Annotated in this window: 20 protein-coding genes; 5 read left to right on the plus strand and 15 right to left on the minus strand. The window is 60.9% G+C overall.

Annotated features, from left to right (window positions below; all coding sequences use genetic code 11):
• The first annotated feature begins 115 nt into the window (after positions 1–115).
• Entirely contained in the window at positions 116–1,996 is a 1,881-nt protein-coding gene (locus ACIOMO_RS09480; protein WP_053124657.1) for a DEAD/DEAH box helicase, read from the plus strand.
• Between the two features lie 243 nt (positions 1,997–2,239).
• Here the strand turns inward: ACIOMO_RS09480 and ACIOMO_RS09485 are convergent, their stop codons facing one another.
• From ACIOMO_RS09485 to ACIOMO_RS09495, 3 genes are all read right to left on the minus strand, one after another.
• A complete protein-coding gene (locus tag ACIOMO_RS09485) occupies positions 2,240–2,815 on the minus strand; it encodes a YceI family protein (protein ID WP_159811867.1) in 576 nt (191 codons plus the stop codon).
• A 31-nt stretch (positions 2,816–2,846) separates the two neighbouring features.
• Positions 2,847–3,398, minus strand: coding sequence for a cytochrome b (locus ACIOMO_RS09490; RefSeq protein ID WP_053124660.1), 552 nt, complete (start codon positions 3,396–3,398; stop codon positions 2,847–2,849).
• Positions 3,399–3,737: 339 nt separating this feature from the next.
• Positions 3,738–5,501 (minus strand): flavin monoamine oxidase family protein, encoded by a 1,764-nt coding sequence (locus ACIOMO_RS09495; protein WP_401240184.1) that lies wholly within the window; start codon positions 5,499–5,501, stop codon positions 3,738–3,740.
• A gap of 222 nt (positions 5,502–5,723) precedes the next feature.
• Here ACIOMO_RS09495 and ACIOMO_RS09500 point away from each other — a divergent pair, with 222 nt between their 5' ends.
• A complete protein-coding gene (locus ACIOMO_RS09500; protein ID WP_212550140.1) occupies positions 5,724–7,130 on the plus strand; it encodes an adenosylmethionine--8-amino-7-oxononanoate transaminase in 1,407 nt (468 codons plus the stop codon).
• Positions 7,131–7,339: 209 nt separating this feature from the next.
• Positions 7,340–8,059 carry a 16S rRNA (uracil(1498)-N(3))-methyltransferase gene (locus tag ACIOMO_RS09505; protein ID WP_401240186.1) on the plus strand — a complete coding sequence of 240 codons (720 nt, stop codon included), beginning with the start codon at positions 7,340–7,342 and terminating at the stop codon, positions 8,057–8,059.
• 121 nt (positions 8,060–8,180) lie between these two features.
• Here ACIOMO_RS09505 and ACIOMO_RS09510 read toward each other — a convergent pair whose 3' ends face one another.
• Together ACIOMO_RS09510 and ACIOMO_RS09515 are read right to left on the minus strand one after the other, a co-directional pair.
• Complete coding sequence (locus ACIOMO_RS09510; RefSeq protein ID WP_401240189.1) at positions 8,181–9,083, minus strand: transporter substrate-binding domain-containing protein; 903 nt, start codon at positions 9,081–9,083, stop codon at positions 8,181–8,183.
• Between the two features lie 51 nt (positions 9,084–9,134).
• A complete protein-coding gene (locus tag ACIOMO_RS09515) occupies positions 9,135–10,376 on the minus strand; it encodes a D-amino acid dehydrogenase (protein WP_401240192.1) in 1,242 nt (413 codons plus the stop codon).
• 108 nt (positions 10,377–10,484) lie between these two features.
• Between ACIOMO_RS09515 and ACIOMO_RS09520 the strand changes: the two genes are divergently transcribed.
• Positions 10,485–11,396: a LysR family transcriptional regulator gene (locus ACIOMO_RS09520; protein WP_401240194.1), complete on the plus strand. Its 912-nt coding sequence runs from the start codon at positions 10,485–10,487 to the stop codon at positions 11,394–11,396.
• Between the two features lie 102 nt (positions 11,397–11,498).
• Here ACIOMO_RS09520 and ACIOMO_RS09525 read toward each other — a convergent pair whose 3' ends face one another.
• The gene (locus ACIOMO_RS09525) at positions 11,499–12,116 is read right to left on the minus strand and encodes a hemolysin III family protein (RefSeq protein WP_053124673.1); all 618 of its coding nucleotides are present in this window, start codon (positions 12,114–12,116) and stop codon (positions 11,499–11,501) included.
• 208 nt (positions 12,117–12,324) lie between these two features.
• Between ACIOMO_RS09525 and ACIOMO_RS09530 the strand changes: the two genes are divergently transcribed.
• Positions 12,325–13,245, plus strand: a complete 921-nt coding sequence (locus ACIOMO_RS09530; RefSeq protein ID WP_053124675.1) for a LysR substrate-binding domain-containing protein — start codon at positions 12,325–12,327, stop codon at positions 13,243–13,245.
• Positions 13,246–13,359: 114 nt separating this feature from the next.
• Here ACIOMO_RS09530 and madM read toward each other — a convergent pair whose 3' ends face one another.
• The 9 genes from madM to mdcA all read right to left on the minus strand — a co-directional run bounded on the left by madM (position 13,360) and on the right by mdcA (position 20,607).
• Positions 13,360–14,124 (minus strand): malonate transporter subunit MadM, encoded by a 765-nt coding sequence (gene madM, locus ACIOMO_RS09535; RefSeq protein ID WP_053124677.1) that lies wholly within the window; start codon positions 14,122–14,124, stop codon positions 13,360–13,362.
• 1 nt (position 14,125) lies between these two features.
• Positions 14,126–14,542 (minus strand): malonate transporter subunit MadL, encoded by a 417-nt coding sequence (gene madL, locus ACIOMO_RS09540; protein ID WP_053124679.1) that lies wholly within the window; start codon positions 14,540–14,542, stop codon positions 14,126–14,128.
• Positions 14,543–14,608: 66 nt separating this feature from the next.
• Positions 14,609–15,529, minus strand: a complete 921-nt coding sequence (gene mdcH / locus ACIOMO_RS09545) for a malonate decarboxylase subunit epsilon (protein ID WP_401240198.1) — start codon at positions 15,527–15,529, stop codon at positions 14,609–14,611.
• On the minus strand, positions 15,526–16,146 hold the full coding sequence (locus tag ACIOMO_RS09550) for a malonate decarboxylase holo-ACP synthase (RefSeq protein ID WP_401240201.1): 621 nt from the start codon (positions 16,144–16,146) through the stop codon (positions 15,526–15,528). The genes mdcH and ACIOMO_RS09550 overlap by 4 nt, the downstream gene beginning before the upstream one ends.
• Positions 16,140–16,925 carry a biotin-independent malonate decarboxylase subunit gamma gene (mdcE, locus tag ACIOMO_RS09555; protein ID WP_212545074.1) on the minus strand — a complete coding sequence of 262 codons (786 nt, stop codon included), beginning with the start codon at positions 16,923–16,925 and terminating at the stop codon, positions 16,140–16,142. The genes ACIOMO_RS09550 and mdcE overlap by 7 nt, the downstream gene beginning before the upstream one ends.
• Entirely contained in the window at positions 16,922–17,773 is an 852-nt protein-coding gene (locus ACIOMO_RS09560) for a biotin-independent malonate decarboxylase subunit beta (RefSeq protein ID WP_401240203.1), read from the minus strand. The genes mdcE and ACIOMO_RS09560 overlap by 4 nt, the downstream gene beginning before the upstream one ends.
• Positions 17,766–18,065: a malonate decarboxylase subunit delta gene (locus ACIOMO_RS09565; RefSeq protein ID WP_007913697.1), complete on the minus strand. Its 300-nt coding sequence runs from the start codon at positions 18,063–18,065 to the stop codon at positions 17,766–17,768. Before ACIOMO_RS09565 ends, ACIOMO_RS09560 begins: the two co-directional genes overlap by 8 nt.
• Positions 18,065–18,937: a triphosphoribosyl-dephospho-CoA synthase gene (locus ACIOMO_RS09570; RefSeq protein ID WP_401240205.1), complete on the minus strand. Its 873-nt coding sequence runs from the start codon at positions 18,935–18,937 to the stop codon at positions 18,065–18,067. The genes ACIOMO_RS09565 and ACIOMO_RS09570 overlap by 1 nt, the downstream gene beginning before the upstream one ends.
• Positions 18,937–20,607 (minus strand): malonate decarboxylase subunit alpha, encoded by a 1,671-nt coding sequence (gene mdcA, locus ACIOMO_RS09575; protein ID WP_401240208.1) that lies wholly within the window; start codon positions 20,605–20,607, stop codon positions 18,937–18,939. Before mdcA ends, ACIOMO_RS09570 begins: the two co-directional genes overlap by 1 nt.
• Between the last annotated feature and the right edge of the window lie 157 nt (positions 20,608–20,764).

Below are 20,764 nucleotides of genomic sequence, written 5' to 3' on the forward strand. Positions count from 1 at the left end.
TCCAGACGTGCCTTCGGAACCGCAGCAGGACCGGACGGGATTGCGTCCTCTTAAACGTGATTCGCGCCAGGCAAGACTCCCATTGGGCCAAGCCCTAACTAAAACAGGATTACTCATGTCCTTTGCTTCCCTCGGTCTCTCCGAGGCTTTAGTCCGCGCCATCGAAGATGCGGGCTATACCGAGCCTACTCCGGTGCAACAGCGGGCCATTCCCGCCGTGTTGCAAGGTCGCGACCTGATGGTGGCGGCTCAGACAGGTACCGGTAAAACCGGCGGTTTCGCCCTTCCGATCCTGGAGCGGTTGTTCCCCAACGGTCACCCGGACAAATCCCAGCGTCATGGCCCGCGCCAACCGCGCGTACTGGTCCTGACCCCGACCCGCGAACTCGCGGCCCAGGTACACGAGAGCTTCAAGATCTACGCCCGTGACCTGAAATTCGTCAGCGCCTGCATCTTCGGCGGCGTCGGCATGAACCCACAGGTTCAGGCCATGTCCCGTGGCGTTGACGTGCTCGTCGCCTGCCCGGGTCGTTTGCTCGACCTCTGCGGCCAAGGCAGCGTTGACCTGTCCCACGTGGAAATCCTCGTCCTCGACGAAGCCGACCGCATGCTCGACATGGGCTTCGTGCACGACGTGAAGAAAGTCCTCGCGCGTCTGCCGTCCAAGCGTCAGAACCTGCTGTTCTCGGCGACGTTCTCCAAGGACATCACCGACCTCGCCGGCAAGCTGCTGCACAACCCGGAACGCATCGAAGTGACGCCGCCGAACACCACGGTCGAGCGCATCGAACAACGCGTCTTCCGTCTGCCGGCCAGCCACAAGCGTGCGCTGCTGGCGCACCTGATCACCGCCGGCGCGTGGGAACAGGTGCTGGTCTTCACCCGCACCAAACACGGCGCCAACCGTCTGGCCGAATACCTGGACAAACACGGCCTGCCGGCTGTGGCGATCCACGGTAACAAGAGCCAGAACGCGCGCACCAAAGCGCTGGCCGACTTCAAGGCCAACCAGGTACGCATTCTGGTAGCCACCGACATCGCCGCACGCGGTCTGGACATCGATCAGTTGCCACACGTGGTCAACTTCGAACTGCCGAACGTCGATGAAGATTACGTTCACCGTATCGGCCGTACTGGCCGTGCCGGTCGTTCGGGCGAGGCGATTTCGCTGGTCGCGCCGGACGAAGAAAAACTGCTGAAAAGCATCGAACGCATGACCAAGCAGAAAATCGCCGACGGCGACCTGATGGGCTTCGATTCGAGCACCATTGAAGCCGAGAAGCCGGAAGTGCGTGAGCGTCCGGACGTGCGTAACCCGCGCAATCCACGTGGCCCACGCGGCGACGGGCCGAATGGCGGCGGCGGTGGCGGCGGTCGTAAAGACAAAGGCAAAGACAAGGGCAAAGAGAAGCCGGCCGGTGAACGTGGCGAGCGTCCTGCCCGCCAGCAGAAACCGCGCGAAGGCACCCCGGCCCGCGAACAGCGTCCAAGCCAGCCGCCGCGTGCGGCAGCTGATCGTGCACCGGACGAGTTCCTCGATGACGATGTGGATAACTTCGGTAACCGCGTTGACTACGTGCCAAAGCCTGCTCCGGCTGGCGGTCGCGGCCGTCGTCCAGGCGCACCGGCTCAAGGTGCAGGCGCAGGTTCGGGCGCACCTCGTGGCGGTCAGCCACAAGGTCGCCAGAACGGCCCGCGCAACAGCAACGGTTCGAGCACCGGCACCCCGCCAGCCAAACGCAGCGGCCCGCGTAACGGCGCACCGCGTGATGGTCAGCCGGCGCGTCGCGATGACGCTTCGTCCTCGCGCAACCGCCGTCCGGCCCGTGACGATCAGCCACGCAGCGAGCCAGCCGTGCAAAACCCGCGCAGCACTGGCCCGAAGATCATGCACAAGGAATCGAAAGCCGACCGCTTCCCGACACCTGAGCAGCTCGATCAACTGCCAAGCCGCCCACGTGGCGAAAAACCAGCCTTGCTGACCCGCAATCGCTGAGTTAACGCTGCACTGAAAAATGCCCCGCCTCGAAAGAGCCGGGGCATTTTTTATGGACGACCCAAACCCGCTTTCTGTAGGAGCTGCCGAAGGCTGCGATCTTTTGATCTTGATCTGCAAAAAAGCCAGGATCAAAAGATCGCAGCCTTCGGCAGCTCCTACAGGGGGGAATTGTGTTTTGACGGGCAATAAAAAAAGCCCCCGGCCTTTCAACCGGGGGCGTTTTTGTGTGGCGGGGGAAAGTTACTTAACTTTCACGCCTTCCAGCGAGATGTCCAGATCCGCAGTTTGCGAGGTAGGACCTGGGCCCTTGATCCCGAAATCGTTCAGGTTCAGGGTGGTGGTGGCGTTGAAACCAGCACGCTCGCCGCCCCATGGATCCTTGCCTTCGCCGTTGAACGTGGCCTTGAAGGTCACAGGCTTGGTCACGCCGTGCAGGGTCAGGTCGCCAGTCACGTCAGCGGTCTTTTCACCGGTCGATTTAACGGCGGTGGAGACGAACTTGGCATCAGCAAACTTGCCAACATCCAGGAAGTCTTTGCTGGCGATGTGCTTGTCACGCTCAGCGTGGTTCGACCACAGGCTGGCGGTTTTCACATCAACGGAGATCTTGCTGGCTTCAGGCTTGGCCGAATCCCACGAGAAGGTACCGTCGAAATCTTTGAAGGTACCGTGGATGAAGCTGTAACCCAGGTGGCTGATTTTCCAGTCAACGAAGGCGTGCTGGCCTTCCTTGTCGATTTTGTAGTCCGCTGCCATGGCCTGAGCCGAGAGCAGTGCAGAACCGATTGCCAGAGCGGCCAGAGTCTTTTTCAACATGCTTTCTTTTCCTTTGAGTCGAGGTTGAATTTCAGGCTTTGCGACCGAGCATTCGCGTCAGGGTCACATCACGATCGATAAAGTGGTGCTTCAAAGCTGCCAACGCATGGAGACCGGAAAAAATTACCAGTATCCACGCCAGCCACAGGTGAATCACCCCAGCGGTATCTGCCTGATCCGGTAGCCCGGAAAGCAGTGCAGGAACTTCAAACAGGCCAAACACCGGGATCCCGACACCGTCTGCGGTGGAAATCAGGTAACCGGCAATCATCACAGCGAACAGCGCGAGATACAGAAACCCGTGGCCGAACTTGGCGCCGAGACGGGTCATGCGGCTGTAGCTTTGCAGCGTCGGCGGCGGTGGGCTGATAAAGCGCCACAGCACCCGTAACACCATCACGGCCAGCAACACCAGGCCGATGCTCTTGTGCAGATCCGGCGCCTCTTTGCGCCAGCTGCTGTAGTAATCCAGCCCGACCATCCACAGACCCAGCGCAAACAATCCGAAGACCACCAGCGCCACGCCCCAGTGCATGAAGATGCTGACCCAACCGTAGCGCGAAGAAGAGTTACGTAGCTGCATTGCCCAAATCCTGTGAGAACTGCGAACCAAGACTAGCGAGTTATCTATCGAATTAAAGCGGAAAATTTCGCTTTGAAATATCGAGAAATACGATCAAGAGTCTGTAAGTGGCGTGTTAAGGAAAGATTAACGGGGAAAGTGTGGCGGGATGTTGTTTCTAAGCAATGGATTTGTGTTGGCAGAGCTGGCCCTATCGCGAGCAGGCTCACTCCTACAGTTGGCCGTATTCCAACTGAAGGAATGCGATCCCCTGTAGGAGTGAGCCTGCTCGCGAAAGCGGTCTTTCAGGCAAAAAAAAAGCGCGGCATAAACGCCGCGCTTCTTCATTCACCGCAAGGCTTACTGCGCCTTGGTCTCGGTCGTTGCAGCAGGCTTGGCCGCTGGCTTCTTCGCCGGTTCAGCCTTCTTCGCTGCCGGTTTCGCCGCAGGCTTTTTCGCTTCGGTTTTAGCCGCCGGCTTCTTCGCCGCAGGCTTGGCCGCCGCTTTCTTCGCTGGCTCAGCCTTCACCGGTGCCGCAGGCTTCGGTGCTTCCACCGGAGCTGGCGCAACTGCAGGAGTCGGCGCAGGTGCTGGTGCGACCGGAGCAGGAGCCGGCTCTGGCGCCTTCACTGGCTCAGGCTTCTTCTCGTCATCCGAACCACCAAACAGGTTGCTGAAGAAGTTGCCCTTCTTCGCCGCCACGGCACCCGCCGCCGCTGCTGCAGCCGGCACCACTTTCACCGGTTCAAACGATTTGCCCGCCGCCAGATCTTCAACCTGACTGGCCGCACGCTGACCGGTGCGCAGTGCGCCTTCCAGCGTGCCCGGGTACAAGGTGTCGGTGTGTTCGCCAGCGAACGCTACGCGTTGCAGCGGACGTTCCCACAGACGCCAGAACTTGCTGATCTGGCCCGGGCCGTAAGCCAGATAAGCGCCGCCCATCGACGGGTCGGTGCTGTAGCGGCGGATTTCATAACCGGTGAACGAGCCACGGGCCTGTGGATAGAACGCGTGCAGACGGATCAGCACCTGATCGACCATCTGCTTGTCGCCGAACGCCTGCATCACGCGGGCATTGTCGCCGGACAGGTTGATCACCACGTTGGCGCCGCCCTTCAGCGCAGGCTCGATCCAGAGCATGCCAAGACCGGTGTTGCTGTAGATCTCGCCGGACATGCGCGCCTTCGGTTCCCATACTGGCGTCTTGAACTTCAGCATGATCTGGTCGCGCCAGCCGTAGTTGGTGCCTTTGATCGCGGCCAGGTGCTGGGCGTCCAGCGACGGCGTCAGGGCAATCTTGTTCAGCGCACGCAGCGGCACGGCCAACACGACGTAGTCAGCCTGATAACCAACGCTGCCGACTTTGACGGTCACGCCGTCCTTGTCCTGAACGATCGCCGATACCGGCGAGTTGGTCTTGATGGTTTTGATCTGTTTGACGAACGCCTGCGCCAGCACCTGGCTGCCGCCGACCAGACGCGAAGCACGCAGGTCACGGTCGGAAACGCCGCGATAAACGCGATTCTGCTGCGCGAAGTACAGCAGCGACAGACGCGAAGGTTCGTCGTAGTGAGTGCGGATGTCCTGGTTGATCAACTGCCGCGCAGTGGCCGGCAGGTTCTGCCGGTCGAGCCAGCTTGCCACGGTGATCTGATCCAGCGCGTGCAGGGTGTTGGTCGCGGCCGGGTTCTGCGGATCATCGATCGAACGCGCCAGGTCATCGACGGTTTTTTCGTAACGCTTGATCGCTTCAGCGGTGGCCGGTTGCTTGGTCGCCAGATCAGCAGCGGAGAAATACTCGCCGTCGATCAGATAACTCGGCGTACGCACGAATTCCGGCGCCGGCGTGGTGCCCAGCTTGAACGTCGACACGTACTTGTTCAGCACCGGCTGCGTCTTGTCGTTGCCGATCCACTCGCTGGTGGCCATGCCCGAGCGCCCGCCCATGCTCGGTTTGGCTTCCAGCAGCGTGACCTGCCAGCCCTTGTTTTGCAGTTCGTAAGCGGCGGTCAGGCCCGACAGGCCGCCGCCGATCACGATTGCAGTTTTATCCTTGGCCAGCGCCGTAACGCTGAACAGCCCCAACATCACCAGCGCACAGGCGCGCAGCCAACCGACAGACATTCAGCGAACTCCGGAAATACCACAGAAAAAAGCAGTTGTGCGGGTCAGACGACCCAAAGAACCGCGAAGAATACGTTAGCCATCAAAACGCCGCCAGCGACGTCTATCGGCTCATACAAAGTAGCTCAATCGACACAATGGGTTGTTCCCGCGCGACGCATTGCATAGGCTTGCGCGATTGTTTGCCCGCGCCTGACGCGAGCCGCCTCGAGGAGACTGTAAATGGGCCTGAATAACCAGTGGATGCAACGCGACCTCGCGGTGTTGTGGCATCCCTGCACCCAGATGAAAGACCACGAACAGCTGCCGCTGATCCCGATCAAGCGCGGTGAAGGCGTGTGGCTCGAAGACTTCGAAGGCAAGCGCTACCTCGATGCTGTCAGCTCGTGGTGGGTCAACGTATTCGGCCACGCCAACCCGCGGATCAACCAGCGCATCAAGGATCAGGTCGATCAACTGGAGCACGTGATTCTCGCCGGCTTCAGCCATCAACCGGTGATCGAGCTGTCCGAGCGTCTGGTGAAGATGACGCCGGAAGGCCTGAACCGGGTGTTCTACGCCGATAACGGTTCGTCCTGCATCGAAGTCGCGCTGAAAATGAGCTTTCACTACTGGCTCAATCGCGGCCAGCCGAACAAAAAGCGCTTCGTCACCCTGACCAACAGCTACCACGGCGAAACCATGGCAGCGATGGCGGTCGGCGACGTGCCGCTGTTCACCGAAACCTACAAAGCGCTGCTGATGGACACCATCAAAGTGCCGAGCCCGGATTGCTATGGGCGTCCCGACGGCATGAGCTGGGAAGAACATTCGCGCAACATGTTTGCGGCCATGGAACAGACCCTGGCAGAAAATCATGACAGCGTCGCGGCAGTGATCGTCGAGCCGTTGATTCAGGGCGCTGGCGGCATGCGCATGTATCACCCGGTGTATCTCAAGCTACTGCGTGAATCCTGCGATCGCTACGGCGTGCATTTGATTCTCGACGAAATCGCCGTTGGTTTCGGTCGCACCGGGACGATGTTTGCCTGCGAGCAGGCCGGCATTCGCCCGGACTTCCTCTGCCTGTCGAAAGCGCTGACCGGCGGCTATCTGCCGCTGGCGGCGTGCCTGACCACCGATGAGGTCTACAGCGCGTTTTACGACGACTATCCAACCTTGCGCGCCTTCCTCCATTCGCACAGCTACACCGGCAACCCGCTGGCGTGCGCGGCGGCACTGGCGACGCTGGATATCTTCGAGCACGACAACGTCATCGAGAACAACAAGGCCCTCGCGCAGCGCATGGCCTCGGCCACGGCGCATCTGGTCGATCACCCGAACGTCTCCGAAGTGCGCCAGACCGGCATGGTGCTGGCCATCGAGATGGTCAAGGATAAAGCCACGAAAGAGGCCTACCCTTGGCAGGAGCGTCGTGGTTTGAAGGTGTTCCAGCATGCGCTGGAGCGTGGCGCGTTGCTGCGTCCGCTGGGCAGCGTGGTGTATTTCCTGCCGCCGTACGTGATCACCCCGGAGCAGATCGACTTCCTCGCCGAAGTCGCCAGCGAAGGCATCGACATTGCCACGCGTGACAGCGTCAGCGTGGCCGTGCCAAAAGACTTCCACCCCGGCTTCCGCGATCCGGGTTGATTGCCATCTAAAGATTTGAAAAGAACCCTGTGGCGAGGGGATTTATCCCCGTTCGGCTGCGCAGCAGTCGTGAAATCAGCACACCCGGTACTCCTGACTCACCGCGTGAGCAGATTTTGGGGCGGCTTCGCCACCCAACGGGGATAAATCCCCTCGCCACAAAAGCTCTTCACTACAGTGACTACGCGTTAATTTTTTAGAGACCCGAAATGAGACTGTCCCGCTTCTTTATCGACGCCCCCCTGAGCACCGGCGAACACGAATTGCCGGAGGCCCAGGCGCATTACATCAGCCGCGTGCTGCGCATGGCCGAGGGCGATGCGGTGCAGATGTTCGACGGTTCCGGCCATGAGTTTCACGGCGTCCTGCTGGACGTCGGCAAGAAGCGCGTGACCGTGCAGATCAACGAGCAGTTCGCCGGTCAGGTTGAATCGCCGCTGCACATCCACCTCGGTCAGGGTCTGTCCCGTGGCGAGCGCATGGATTGGGCGATTCAGAAAGCCACCGAGCTGGGCGTGAATGAAATCACGCCGATCTTCAGCGACCGCTGCGAAGTCCGCCTCAAGGACGAACGCGCCGATAAACGCCTGCTGCACTGGCGTCAGGTGGCGATCAGTGCGTGTGAACAATGTGGTCGTTCGCGAGTGCCGGTGATTCATCCGCCGGTGTTGCTGGCAGACTGGATCAAGCAGACCGAAGCCGAGTTGAAACTGGTGCTGCACCCGGTGGCGGAGCCGTTGGTGAGTCATGCCAAACCGGCGACGCTGGCGTTTCTGATCGGGCCTGAGGGCGGGTTGACGGATGCTGAGGTTGAGCAGGCCAAGGGCAACGGTTTCCATGCGGCCCGGCTTGGGCCGCGGGTATTGCGCACCGAGACTGCGCCGGTGGTTGCATTGGCGGTGGCTCAACAGCTTTGGGGTGATTTTTAGGGCCCCTTCGCGAGCAAGCCCGCTCCCACATGGGTACTTGGGTGGACACATATTTTGTGTTCACTGAAGATCCAATGTGGGAGCGGGCTTGCTCGCGAATGGCCGCACCTCGATCTGAAATTTACTGAACCGGATCACTCACCGGCTTGGCAATAATCGCCTTCAACTCGCTGGTCATCGGAAACTCCAGGTTCAACCCCTTCGGCGGGATCGGCTGTTCAAACCAGCGCTGATAAATCCCGTTGATCTCCCCCGAACGATACAGATCCGCCAACGCGCCATTCACCAGCGCCAGAAACTGCGGATCATCCTTGCGCACCATGCAGCTGTAGATTTCCCGCGACTGCTCCTCCCCCACCACCACCCAGTTATGCGGGTCGCGCGCCTTGGCCCGCTCGCCGTAGAGCAGCGCGTCGTCCATGTAAAACGCCACTGCGCGTCCCGATTCGAGCATCTGGAAGGCCTCACCATGATCCTTGGCGCTGATCACTGACATATCGAGTTTGTGATCGTGGTTGTAGCTCTTCAGGTAGCGCTCGTTGGTCGTGCCCGCCGTGGTCACCACGTTCTTGCCGCGCAGGTCGTCGAAGCTTTTGATACCGCTGTCCTTGGCCGTCAGCAACTGGCCTTTGACGTAGATGAACCCATAGGAAAACGACACCTGTTTCTGCCGCTCGGCGGTGACGCCGGTGGAGCCGCACTCAAGGTCGACCGTGCCGTTCTGCACCAGCGGAATCCGTGTCTGCGAAGTGACAAGGTTGTACTTCACTTTCAAATCCGGCCGCGCCAGTTGCTGCTGAATGCGCTCGACAATCTTGCCCGCCAGATCCACCGAATAACCCATCGGTTTGCCAGTGTTGTCGCCCACGTAAGAGAACGGCACCGAGGCGTCGCGATAGCCCAGGGTGATGCTGTTGGCGCTGGCGATCTTGCCGAGCGTGCCGGTCAGCGGCGCCTCATTGGCGTGGGCCTGACTGCCGATCAGCAGTCCCAACGTACAGGCAAGCAACGTGATTTTTTGCATTGTTATTCTCCGTTGTCGGTGTGGTTGTTTGAACGGTAAAGCGTTGATCAATCAAGCCGCACGGGGATTGAAACCGAGCAGATCAATCGACGTGTGTTGTTGGCCGATCAGCTCGCGGAGCAACTGCCCGCTGCCGCACGCAAGGGTAAAACCGAGCGCACCGTGACCGAGATTCAGCCATAGATTGCGATAGGCCGAGGCGCCCAAAAGAGGCACACCGGTTGGCGTCGCCGGGCGCATACCAGCCCACTCGACAGCGGCGTCGTAGTTTCCGGCCTCGGGAAAAGTGTCGCGGGCCTGACGTTTGATCAGCGCCAATCGCTGCGGATCAACTGCCGGATCGAAGCCGACAATATCCACCATCGCCGCCACGCGCAGCTGTTCGCCGATGCGCGCGTAAACGATTTTGCGGTCGTAGTCGGTGATGCTCACGTCCGGCGCGCGGTGCTCGCTGCCGATCGGCACGGTCAGGCTGTAGCCCTTCAACGGATACAGCGGCAAACGCAAACCGGGCAGCGCCAGCAATGAACTGCGATGGCCGGCGGCGATCACCAGTTGCTCGACGGGCAGCGTTTCACCGCCCAACTCGATAGCGGTGACCGCGCCGTTACTGTGCCGAATCGCGGTCACCGCTTGGCCGAGGCGAAACTCGCAACGCCCGGACGCCTTCAATCGCGCCGCCAGTTGCTGACAAAAACCGTGGCAATCGCCGACCTCTTCGTCCGGCGTATAGATCGCACCCACGAACGGCGTATCGGCCAGCGCCGGTTCCAGTTGCGCGCATTCGCTGGCGGACATCACCTGCTGTTGCTGCGGATCGGCCAGGCCTTTGCGTGCATGCTCAAAACTGCCGGCGTTGCGGAAGGTCACGAGTTTGCCGTTGCGCCGCCAGTAGAATCCGTCCAGCCCATCGTCCTCGCGCCAGCGCTTCAGCGTGCTCTGACTGAACAGCGCCAGACGCAGCAGATGCGCGGCATTTTCACGGTTGACCGAAGTGCGACAGGCGGCAAGAAACGCCGCCATCCAGCGCCACTGCGCCGGATCCAGACGCGGACGCAGCTTGAGCGGTGAGTCGCCGCGCAGCATCCAGCCAATCGCCTGCACCGGCACCCCGGCATCGGCCAGCGGCGCGACGTAGCGATAGGACAACTGGCCGCCGTTGGCAAAACTGGTCTCGCTGCCGAGGGAATCACGCGCCTCGATCACCGTCACCTCAAAACCGTCGCGCACCAGCGCATAGGCCGTTGCCAGACCGATCACGCCACCGCCGATGATGCACACACGCTGAGCCATTGCTGCCTCTGAATCCTGCTAAAGACGGATCCGAGGTTAGAGCCAGGTGACAGCTGCCGGACAATGAATAAAGATGCCTTAACCATAAACAAAGGTTATGGACTCGCCATGCGTCTACGTCACATCGAGATTTTCCAGGCCATTCGTCAGACCGGCTCGGTCAGCGGCGCCGCGCAGTTGCTGCACGTCTCGCAACCGGCGGTGAGCAAAGTGTTGCAGCACGCCGAGCAGCAACTGGGGTTTCCGTTGTTTCTGCGCGTGCGTGGCAAGTTGCAGGCGACCCCGGAAGCGCTGGAGCTGGAGCGCGAAGTCGACAAGGTCACGGAAAGCCTGCAAGGCGTGCGGCGTCTGGCGCAGAGCCTGCGCCGCGAGCCGGGACACAGTTTGCGCATCGGCGCGACGCCGGCGCTGGCCTTGTCGCTGCTGCCGCCGGCGATTCATCAGTGGACAACGCGCTACCCGGACATCGCTTGCGAACTGTCCAGCGCGCACAGCCGCGAGCTGATGCAGAATTTGTTGATGCGTGAAGTGGATGTCGCGCTGACCTTGCAGTTGCCCGATCACCCGGGATTGAAGGCGCAAGCGCTGGCGTCAGGGGTGTTGGTGGCATTGGCGCCGAAAGATTTCTGGCCGGTTGAAGAGGCAGGAAAACCTCTGCCGTTGATGGCGCTGGCGGGGGCGTCGTTGATTGGTTTGTCGAGTGCCGATCCGTTGGCGGCGCGGCTCGACAGTTACCTGGAAGCGGTCGAACCACCGCCGTTGGTGCGGATTGCCGTGCAGACGTATTCACTGGCGCGGGCGATGGTGGAATCGGGTGCGGGGGTGGCGGTGATTGATCCGTTTACTGCGCTGGGGGCTTCATCGGCAACTACCACGATTCGCCCGCTGGCCCCGCCGCTGCCGATCACGCTGTACGCCGTGACCCGCGCCAGCGAACCACCGTCGCATACCCTCAACGATCTGCTGAAAATTTTCAGCGATCGCGCGCAAAAGCAACTGGATGAACTCGTTCCCCTGTAGGAGTGAGCCTGCTCGCGATGGCGGTGGATCAGCCTAAAACTCTGTCGCCTGACCTGACGCTATCGCGAGCAGGCTCACTCCTACAGGGGGATGGTGGCGTGCCTAAAGGACATAAAACATAATCGCCACAAAGTGCAGCAGACTCCCGGCGATCACGAACAAATGCCAAATCCCGTGCGCATGCCGCAAGCGATGATCAAGGGCAAAAAAGATAATCCCCACCGTATACAAAACCCCGCCCGACGCCAGCCAGGCAAACCCGGTCGTGCCCAGCGCCGCAATCAAAGGCTTCACCGCTACCAACACAATCCAGCCCATCACCGCGTAAATCACGATCGACAGAATCCGCGCTTCCGAACGCGGTTTGATCTCTTGCAGAATACCGATCAGCGCCAGCCCCCAGACAATCCCGAACAACGTCCAGCCCCACGGCCCGCGCAGGGTTACCAGGCAGAATGGCGTGTAACTGCCGGCGATCAACAGGTAGATCGAAAAGTGATCGACCTTCTTCATGATCGCTTTCTTGCGACCGCGCACGCTGTGGTAAACCGTCGAGGCGCTGTAGAGCACCAGCAAGGTGAACGCGTAAATCGCCACACTGACAATCTTCCACGGGCTGCCGTCGAGGCAGGCGATCACCAACATCCACACGCCACCCACAAATGCTGCCACCGCCCCGACCAGATGGGTCCAGGCGTTCAATCGTTCTCCGTGATACATGTATTGCTCACCTCACATTCATTACCGCAGCGCGCAAGGCTCGGGCCTTGAGCGTAAAAGCGCAATGTTTCTGTTCAAAGCCAAGATCAAAAGATCGCAGCCTTCGGCAGCTCCTACAGGTGATCGCATTCCAATGTAGGAGCTGCCGAAGGCTGCGATCTTTTGATCTTCCGTGCACAATCGGCCGATACCAAAAAGAGTCCGCGCCATGCTGATCGACGAAGAGTTGACCCTGAAAAAACTCGAGGTGTTCCTCGCTTTCATGCGCACCGGCAACCTCGCCCGTGCTGCGGCCGAGTTGCAGACCAGCAACGTCAGCGTGCACCGCGCGATTCATTCGCTGGAAAGTGCCTTGCGCTGCCCGTTGTTCAAACACGAAGGCCGCAACCTGACGCCGCTGGAAAGCGCTTACGTCCTCGAAGAACGCGCGCAGAAGTTAATCAATGACGTCGTCGAAAGCGTGCGCCTGACCCGCGAAGCTGCCGGGTTCTCTGCCGAACGCTTCAAACTCGGATCCTTGTATTCGCTGACGGTAAAAACCGTACCGCAACTGATCATGGGCCTGAAGATCCGTCGCAGCGAACTCAACATCGACCTGATCCTCGGCTCCAACATCGACCTGCTCTACAAGCTGAAAAACATGGAAGTCGACGCGATTCTGGTGTCGCTGGACGACAGCATCAACGACCCGGACTGCGAGCAGATTGCGCTGTTCTCCGACGACATCTTCCTCGCCACCCCGGCGGATTCAAAGTTTGCTCAGCGCAGTGAAGTCGATCTGGCGGAAGTGCGTGATGAAACGTTCATCACCTTGACCCAGGGCTTTGCCACGCATCAGGACGGTAACCGGGTGTTCAAGCAGGCGGGGTTCGAGCCGAAAGTGGCAATGCAGGTGAATGACATTTTCACGCTGTTAAGCATGGTCAGTTCGGGGGTGGGTTATGCGTTGCTGCCGGGGCGGATTGCGGCGGTGTATGAGAACCGGGTGAAGCTGATTCCGTTGCAGGCGAAGTACCGGTTGCAGCAGCACATCGGGGTGGTGTTTTTGAAGGCCAAGGAGCGCGATCCGAATTTGCTGGCGTTGTTGGCGGAGTGTCGGATGTATGCGAATCGGCAGATCACCCCATGATCGTTCCCATGCTCCGCGTGGGAATGCCTCAATGGACGCTCCGCGTCCGCTTTGGGACGCAGAGCGTCCCGGGCTGCATTCCCACGCAGAGCGTGGGAACGATCAGTTAGAGACTCAGCCCACAATCCCGCGAACAATGAAGAACAACAACGATGGCCCCAGCAAGCACCCCAGCCCGGTATGGAACGTCGCCGTCAACGCGCCATAAGGCACCAACCGCCGATCCGTCGCCGCCAGCCCAGCTGTAACGCCGCTGACAGTCCCGGCCAAGCCACCAAACACCATCGCCGAACGCGGGTTATCCAACCCCATCCAGCGCGCCGCCACCGGCGTACCGACCATCACCAGAATCGCCTTGATCAACCCGGTCGCAATCGACAACGCCATCACATCCGACGTCGCACCAATCGCCGCGCCCGTCACCGGCCCGACAATATAAGTCACCGCGCCCGCACCAATGGTGGTCATGCTCACCGCATCACGATATCCAAATACCCAAGCCATACACGCGCCAACAATGAACGGCAGAATCGTGCCCAGCAACAGCGCGACCACACCGATCAACCCAGCCTTTTTCGCCTCGGTCGCCTGCACTTCAAACGCTGTGGCCACAATCGCAAAATCACGCAGCATTGCCCCGCCCATCAGGCCGATGCCAGAGAACAACGTCAGGTCCGCCAGGCCTTTCTGCCCGCCAGTCATGGTGCCGCCGACCCACGCCAATACCAGGCCGATAACGATGGCAATCGCCGAGCCGTGAATGCGTCCGAACGTCAGGCGTTTGGAGAGCACCACCGACACCCACATGATCACGCCGACGAAGGCGAATGCAGTGACCAGACCGTTGTGTTCCAGACCTTTTTCGATGAGATCCCACATATCAGCGACCCCCTACTGGCGTGCCGACCGGGGAGATTTCCAGCGGTTCGTCAGGCAACGGTTCACCTTTGTGGGTGCGGCTGATCAAGGCAATCGTGCAGCCGCAGACCACCACCGAACCAATCGCCGCCAGTACCGCCACCGTGCCGCCATGCAGCGCAGTGACGACGTTCTGTTGCGCGGCCATCGCCACCACCACCGGAATGTACATGGCGCCCCAGAAGCCGACGCCCATCTCGCAATCCTTGGTCATGCCGCCGCGTTTCTGCATCCACAACCGCGCGCAAATCAGCAGGATCATGGCGATGCCGACCCCGCCGACGTTGGATTTGACGCCCAACAACGCGCCGAGCATGTCACCCATGATCACCCCTGCCAGCGTACAGATCGCGAGCAGCGCCACACCGTAAATAATCATTGTTGTAGTCCTCAAAGTGCATCGTCGAATGTTGTTTTTGTTGTTCGAAGCTTGAGTCGCGGCGGTTTAGGGTTGGCGGCTACCCTCCTCACGCAGCAGCGCTTGCAGGGTGTCGAGACGAGCGCTGTCGAAGGCCGTCACGGTGCCTTGTTCGAACACGCGGCGCGCAAGGCCGGTGAGTACCGCGCCAGGTGGTAATTCGATCTGTAGCCGTACGCCGCGCTCGAAAGCGCTTTGCACGGTGCCGCGCCAATCCACCACGCGGCACATGTTGAAGGCGAGGTCGTCGCGCAGCGCTTCTACTTTGCTCACGGGGCGTGCGCGACTGCCGCTCAGGTAAGCGATCTGCGGTGTCTTCAACTCGACTTTGGCGAAGGCCTCAGCGAGGGTTTGCGCCGGTTTCTCCAGCAGCGGACAGTGCGACGGCACGCTCACCGCCAAACGTTTTGCCAGACCGGCGCCGCGACTGCGCGCCAGATCCGCTACCGTTTTCATCGCCTCGTCACTGCCAGCAATCACCACTTGGTTGTCGGCGTTGATGTTGGCCAGATACACCGGCGAATCCTCGCTGTGCACCTGCGCCAGCAGCGTTTCGACTGTGGATAATTGCAGGCCGATGATCGCGGTCATGCCGTAGCCCTGTGGATAAGCCTGTTGCATCAACTCACCGCGCAGGCTGACCAGGTGCAACGCATCGCTGAAGCTCAAAGAACCGGCAACCACCGCTGCCGGGTAAGCGCCGATGGACAGACCGGCGACGTAATCCGCCGTGAGTCCGTCCTGCAACAACTGCCGTGAAGCCGCGACACCAGCGATCAGCAGGCAGAGTTGAACCGCTCTTGTCGTGCGCAGTGCCTGAGCAGAATCGAGCAGCAAAACATCTTCACCAAGCACATCACTGGCCTCGACCAGCGTTCCCCGAGGGAAGCGCTGAAGCATGCCTGCCTGCTGCGCACCCTGACCGGGAAACACCAGCAGACTGCTCACGCTGCCTGCTCCTGCGGGTTCCACGGATCAATCACCAGACAGGCCTGATGAGCGTTTTTCAGCAGCACGCGCGCCGAGCCGCCGGCCCACTCACGCAACGCCACAGCACCGAATGGCGTCTGCAATTGCATGTCGATCCGGCACGCGGCTTGATCGAAAAGCTCAACGAACTTGCTTGCCTGATTACGCGTGATCATCTGCGGTGTCCGCAAAATCAAATCGAGATCGCTGGCCGCGTGCATCGCGGTAAAACCACTGGCCAATTCAAACCCGACACTGCCGCTGACACCCCAGACCCAACCGCAATCATCGAGCATCGGCCGCAGTTGTTTGAGCGCCTGCATGACTGGCAGATCGCGCTCACTGTCGACCTGACACAGCGCTTCCGGGCTGACCCGACAGGCAATCGAATCGACCGCCATAAACGCCGCCAAGCGCTGCTCGCGTAATACGCCGCGCACGCCGACCGCAACAAAACCGTCAGCGCTCAACGCCCGCCGCACGACCACCGGTTGCCCGGCGGCCAGCGACTCGACGGCCCACAACGGCGCATCCGCCGGCAGCTGCGCCGGGGTCATGCCCCAGAGCAGATCGTGGGCCAGAGGGCTGCTCACCACTGCGCCCTCAACAGTTCGCGCACACGGCTGGAGGCAGCACGATTTTTTGCGCCGAGACGATTGCTCAAGTCAGTACCGGTGATATCACCGATGGCTTGTTTAAGGCACTCGTTGACCCTTGATAGATCCTCCGCCGTCGGCTGTTCAATCTGCTGCACCGACAAGGTTTCCCAGAGCAATCCGAGGCTCGCGTAACTGTCGATGTCATAAGCCATCGGCGGCACACTGGCGGCCAGCGCTTCCAGTTCTTCAACACTGCGCAAGGTCACCCGCGCCGCCGACGCCTTGCCCATCGCATGCACCATCACGCCCGGATCACGCAGCGCAATCAAACGATTGGCCTGATAACCGTGAGCGAGAAACGCCCCGGACATCGCTTTCCCCACCAACAACGCAATCACCGGATGCCCGGCCAAACGCGCACGGGCATAACTGTCCGCCGCACCGGCCAGCGCCTGATGAATGCCGAGCGCTTCTTCGCGGCGACCATAAGCCTGGCTCGGCACATCGACGATGGCGATGATCGGGCGCTTCTGCGCTTTATCGCGGTCAGCCGTGATCGCGTCATCCACAGCCTTGGCCAGACCCCAGCCTTCGAGCAAGCCGACTTCGCCATTGCGAGCACGCGGAAAACGATTGTCCGGATCAGCGACCACAGCGATAAAACGCCCCAATTCACCGTCAGCAACCCTCAACGATGGCGGCAGTCCTTCAACCGCCACAGCGCCCGCGCTCAAGGCGTTGAACCAGTTCAAACCGCGCAGTGAATAGCCGCTCATGAGCGCTCTCCTTGATACAGATCGCGAACCACCGACGGTTCGATTTGCGGGTCAGTGTTCAGACTGCTCAGGCGTTGCAGGAACCATTCGGCGCGCTGGCTGCGTGACTGTGCCGGCAAACCCTGCTGCAGTAATTCACCGACCTGCTGACGAATCTTCGCCACGTCATCGGCGACATAACGATCGACCAGACCACTGGCGAAACGCTGCTCGCCACCGGTCAGGCTCCAAATGAACGGCCGGTCGCGCGAGTCGTATTCCTCGATCCCCGCTTCCTGCTCAATCACTTGCGGGCCGTTCAAACCGAGGCGCGCTTCCTGAGTCACCAACAAATAGCTGCACAATGCCGCCGCTATCGACATACCACCGAAGCAACCGACGCTGCCGGCGACCACACCGACCACCGGTTGGTACTGCTGCAAATCGACAATCGCCGCATGAATATCAGCAATCGCCGCCAGCCCGAGATTGGCTTCCTGCAAGCGCACGCCACCGGTTTCCAGCAGCAACACCGCGCGCGTCGGAATGCCTTTGCGGTTGTCATCAGCCGCCAGTTCCAGCGCGCCGGCAATCTTCGCCCCGCCGACTTCGCCGAGGCTGCCGCCCTGAAACGCGCCTTCAATCGCGGCAATCACCACCGGCAACCCGTCGAGGCTGCCCTTGGCGATGACCACGCCGTCATCGGCCTGCGGCACCACGCCCTGACGTTCAAGCCACGGCGACATCACCCGTTGAAACGGATCAAGCAACTCACGAAAGCTGCCAGCATCGAGCAAGGCCTTGGCCCGTTGCCGCGCGCCGAGCTCGACGAAGCTGTGTTTGTTGAGCAACGCGGCGCTGTCAGTCATGGCCGATCTCCTCGAAACCTTGTTCCAGACGCAAACGCACCACCCCCGGCGTCGCGCCGAAATCGTGGATATCGATGGCCATCGCCGGCGGCGTGGTGCCGTCGAACATCCGCGCAAACAGATGCTGCCAGCGCAGTTGCGCGCCGTTGACCGAAGTCTGCACATTGATCGTCAGCTTGCCGGCCAGGCCCGGTTCGATCAGCACTTCCAGATCACCCGAACCGACACAACCGACCAGCGCGCGACCGCGTGGCGGCTGCCCGGCGGGGAATTCAAACGATAGGGTTTCCATCAAAACGCTCCCTGAAGGATGCCGTTGTGCTCGATACGGTCGAGCAGCAGCGTGGCGGCGAGCAAGTCGGCGGCGCCACCGGGCGAGGCATTCAATGCGATGAGTTGTTGATCCAGTTCGTGCAAGCGACGACGACCGCTGAGGCTGGCGCTGCCACCGGCGTCGAGCACCGCTTGCGCGCCGAGTTGCATGGCCTGCAAACCCTCTTCGCCGGCGCGGTAGAGCACGCAGGTGTCGGCCAGATTGGTCATGATTGCGAGCAAGGCGTCGAGCCGGGCGTTCTGTTCGCCGCTGGCTTGGGCACGGCTGCGTTTGAGTTGTGGCAGGCCGCGTTGCAGCACCGAAGGGAAGCCGAGTTGCGCTTCTTCACGGGCACCGCGTGCGCCGTAACGCAGAGCGACTTGGGCGCCGTGGCTTAGGGGTTTGGGTGCGTGGCGATCGTCCAGCAAGGCCAGACGTGCGGCGCGTAGGGTCACCGCATTGGCGCTGGAGGATTGCGGTTCCAGCGCAGCAGCCGTCACCAACAATCCCAGCGCCCAAATAGCCCCACGATGCGTGTTCACGCCGTTGGTGGTGGTGAGCATCGCTTGTTCGCCTTCGCGCCCGATACGGCCAATCGCTACGCGCAACGTTGAATCGACTTCACCGATTGCAACCGCCGCTTCAGCCATTTCCTTGAACGCCGGCCACAACGACAGTGCCGAAGCGTGCATCAGGCCCAAGTGCAGATCGGTGTGCGCGCCGTTGCCGCGACGGTCGACCAGTGCCGGTTTCGGCGACAGATCGGCTTCGTCGATCAGCGCGTCCACCGCCAGATCGGCCAATCGATCAGCCAGGGACAGCGGTTTCGCTTGCAGGTTAAATGCGTGCATTACCAGCTCCTGAATTTCGCGGGCGGGTTGTACAGACCGCCAGACCACTCGACCAGATCGGCCACGCTTTTCGCTGCGAGCAATTCGCGGGTGGCGTCGGTGCGGCGGATGCCGAGGTCTTCGGGCAAGGCGATAAGGCCTTCGCGGCGCATACGTTCGGTGTCTTTCGGGTTGTGGCGCAGGCCGATGGCGGTGACGCCGGCGACCGCGGCGATCATCGACTGGCGCTCTTCCAGCGAACGCGCCTTGTACAGGTAGGCGATGCCTTCTTCGGTGAGCAGGTGGGTGACGTCGTCGCCGTAGATCATGATCGGCGCCAGCGGCATGCCGCTTTTCTTCGCCACTTCGACCGCGTCGAGGGTTTCGACGAAGGTCGGTTTGCCGCCCTCCTGGAACGTCTCGACCATTTGCACCACGAGTTTCTTGCCGCGTTCGAGCATCGGTTGCTGCGAGTCGTCGTGGCGCATGTCCAGCCACGCCGGGGTGCCGTGACGGCGACCGCGCGGGTCGTGGCCCATGTTCGGCGCGCCACCGAAACCGGCGAGGCGGCCACGGGTGACGGTCGAGGAATGGCCATCGCCATCGACCTGCAACGTCGCGCCGATAAACAGATCCACCGCGTATTGCCCGGCGAGTTGGCAGAACATCCGGTTGGAACGCAGCGAGCCGTCGCGACCGGTGAAGAACACGTCGGGGCGCGCGGCGATGTAGTTTTCCATGCCCAGTTCGGTGCCGAAGCAATGCACGCTTTCGACCCAGCCGCTTTCAATCGCCGGGATCAATGTTGGGTGCGGATTGAGCGTCCAGTTGCGGCAGATCTTGCCTTTAAGGCCGAGGGATTCGCCGTAGGTCGGCAGGATCAATTCGATGGCGGCGGTGTTGAAACCGATGCCATGGTTGAGCGACTGCACGTTGTGTTTTTCGTAGATCCCACGAATCGCCATCATCGCCATCAACACATGCACAGGCTTGATGTGACGTGGATCGCGGGTGAACAACGGTTCGATGTAGAACGGCTTGTCGGCCACCACGACGAAATCGACCCATGAAGCGGGGATATCCACGCGCGGCAGTTCGCTGACATCGTCGACCAATTGGTTGACCTGAACGATGACAATGCCGTCGCTGAACGCGGCCGGTTCGATCAGCGCCGGGGTGTCTTCGGTGCTCGGGCCGGTGTAGATGTTGCCGGCGCGGTCGGCCATGAACCCGGCGGAGAGCACGACGTTGGGGATCAGATCCACCACCAGGCGGGCGTAGAGTTCGATGTAGGTGTGAATCGCGCCGACTTCCAACAAGCCGTCTTCGAGCAACTGGCTGATGCGCAGGCTCTGGGTGCCGGCGAAGGAGAAATCGAGCTTGCGGGCAATGCCGCGTTCGAACAGATCCAGATGCTCAGAGCGACCGACGCTGGGCATGATCATGTGCAGATCGTGGAGCTTTTCCGGGTCGGCTTTAGCCAGCGAACGGGAGAGGAAATCCGCCTGCTTCTGGTTGTTGCCCTCCAGCACCACACGGTCGCCGGGATGAATCAGCGCTTCAAGCGCGGCGACGATCTTGTCGGTGGGCAACACCACACCGTCGGCCAGCCCGCGCACCTTGTCGAGGCGGCGCTGCTTCTCATCGCGCCGCCGCGTCCAGCGCGAGTCGGGGGAAATTGTTGTTGTCATGCTCACTCCACGGGGTTCGCTGTCGTGGAGCTAAGGTAGGCGCGTGGGGTGGGGGCATCAATCAAGCACGGTGGTGAATCATTACGCTCAGAGTAATGGTTGAGAAACGCCCTGTAGGAGCTGTCGAGTGAAACGAGGCTGCGATCTTTTGATCTTC

It is taken from the genome of Pseudomonas sp. NPDC087804 (assembly GCF_044742965.1).
In the GTDB taxonomy this organism is placed as follows: domain Bacteria; phylum Pseudomonadota; class Gammaproteobacteria; order Pseudomonadales; family Pseudomonadaceae; genus Aquipseudomonas; species Aquipseudomonas rustica.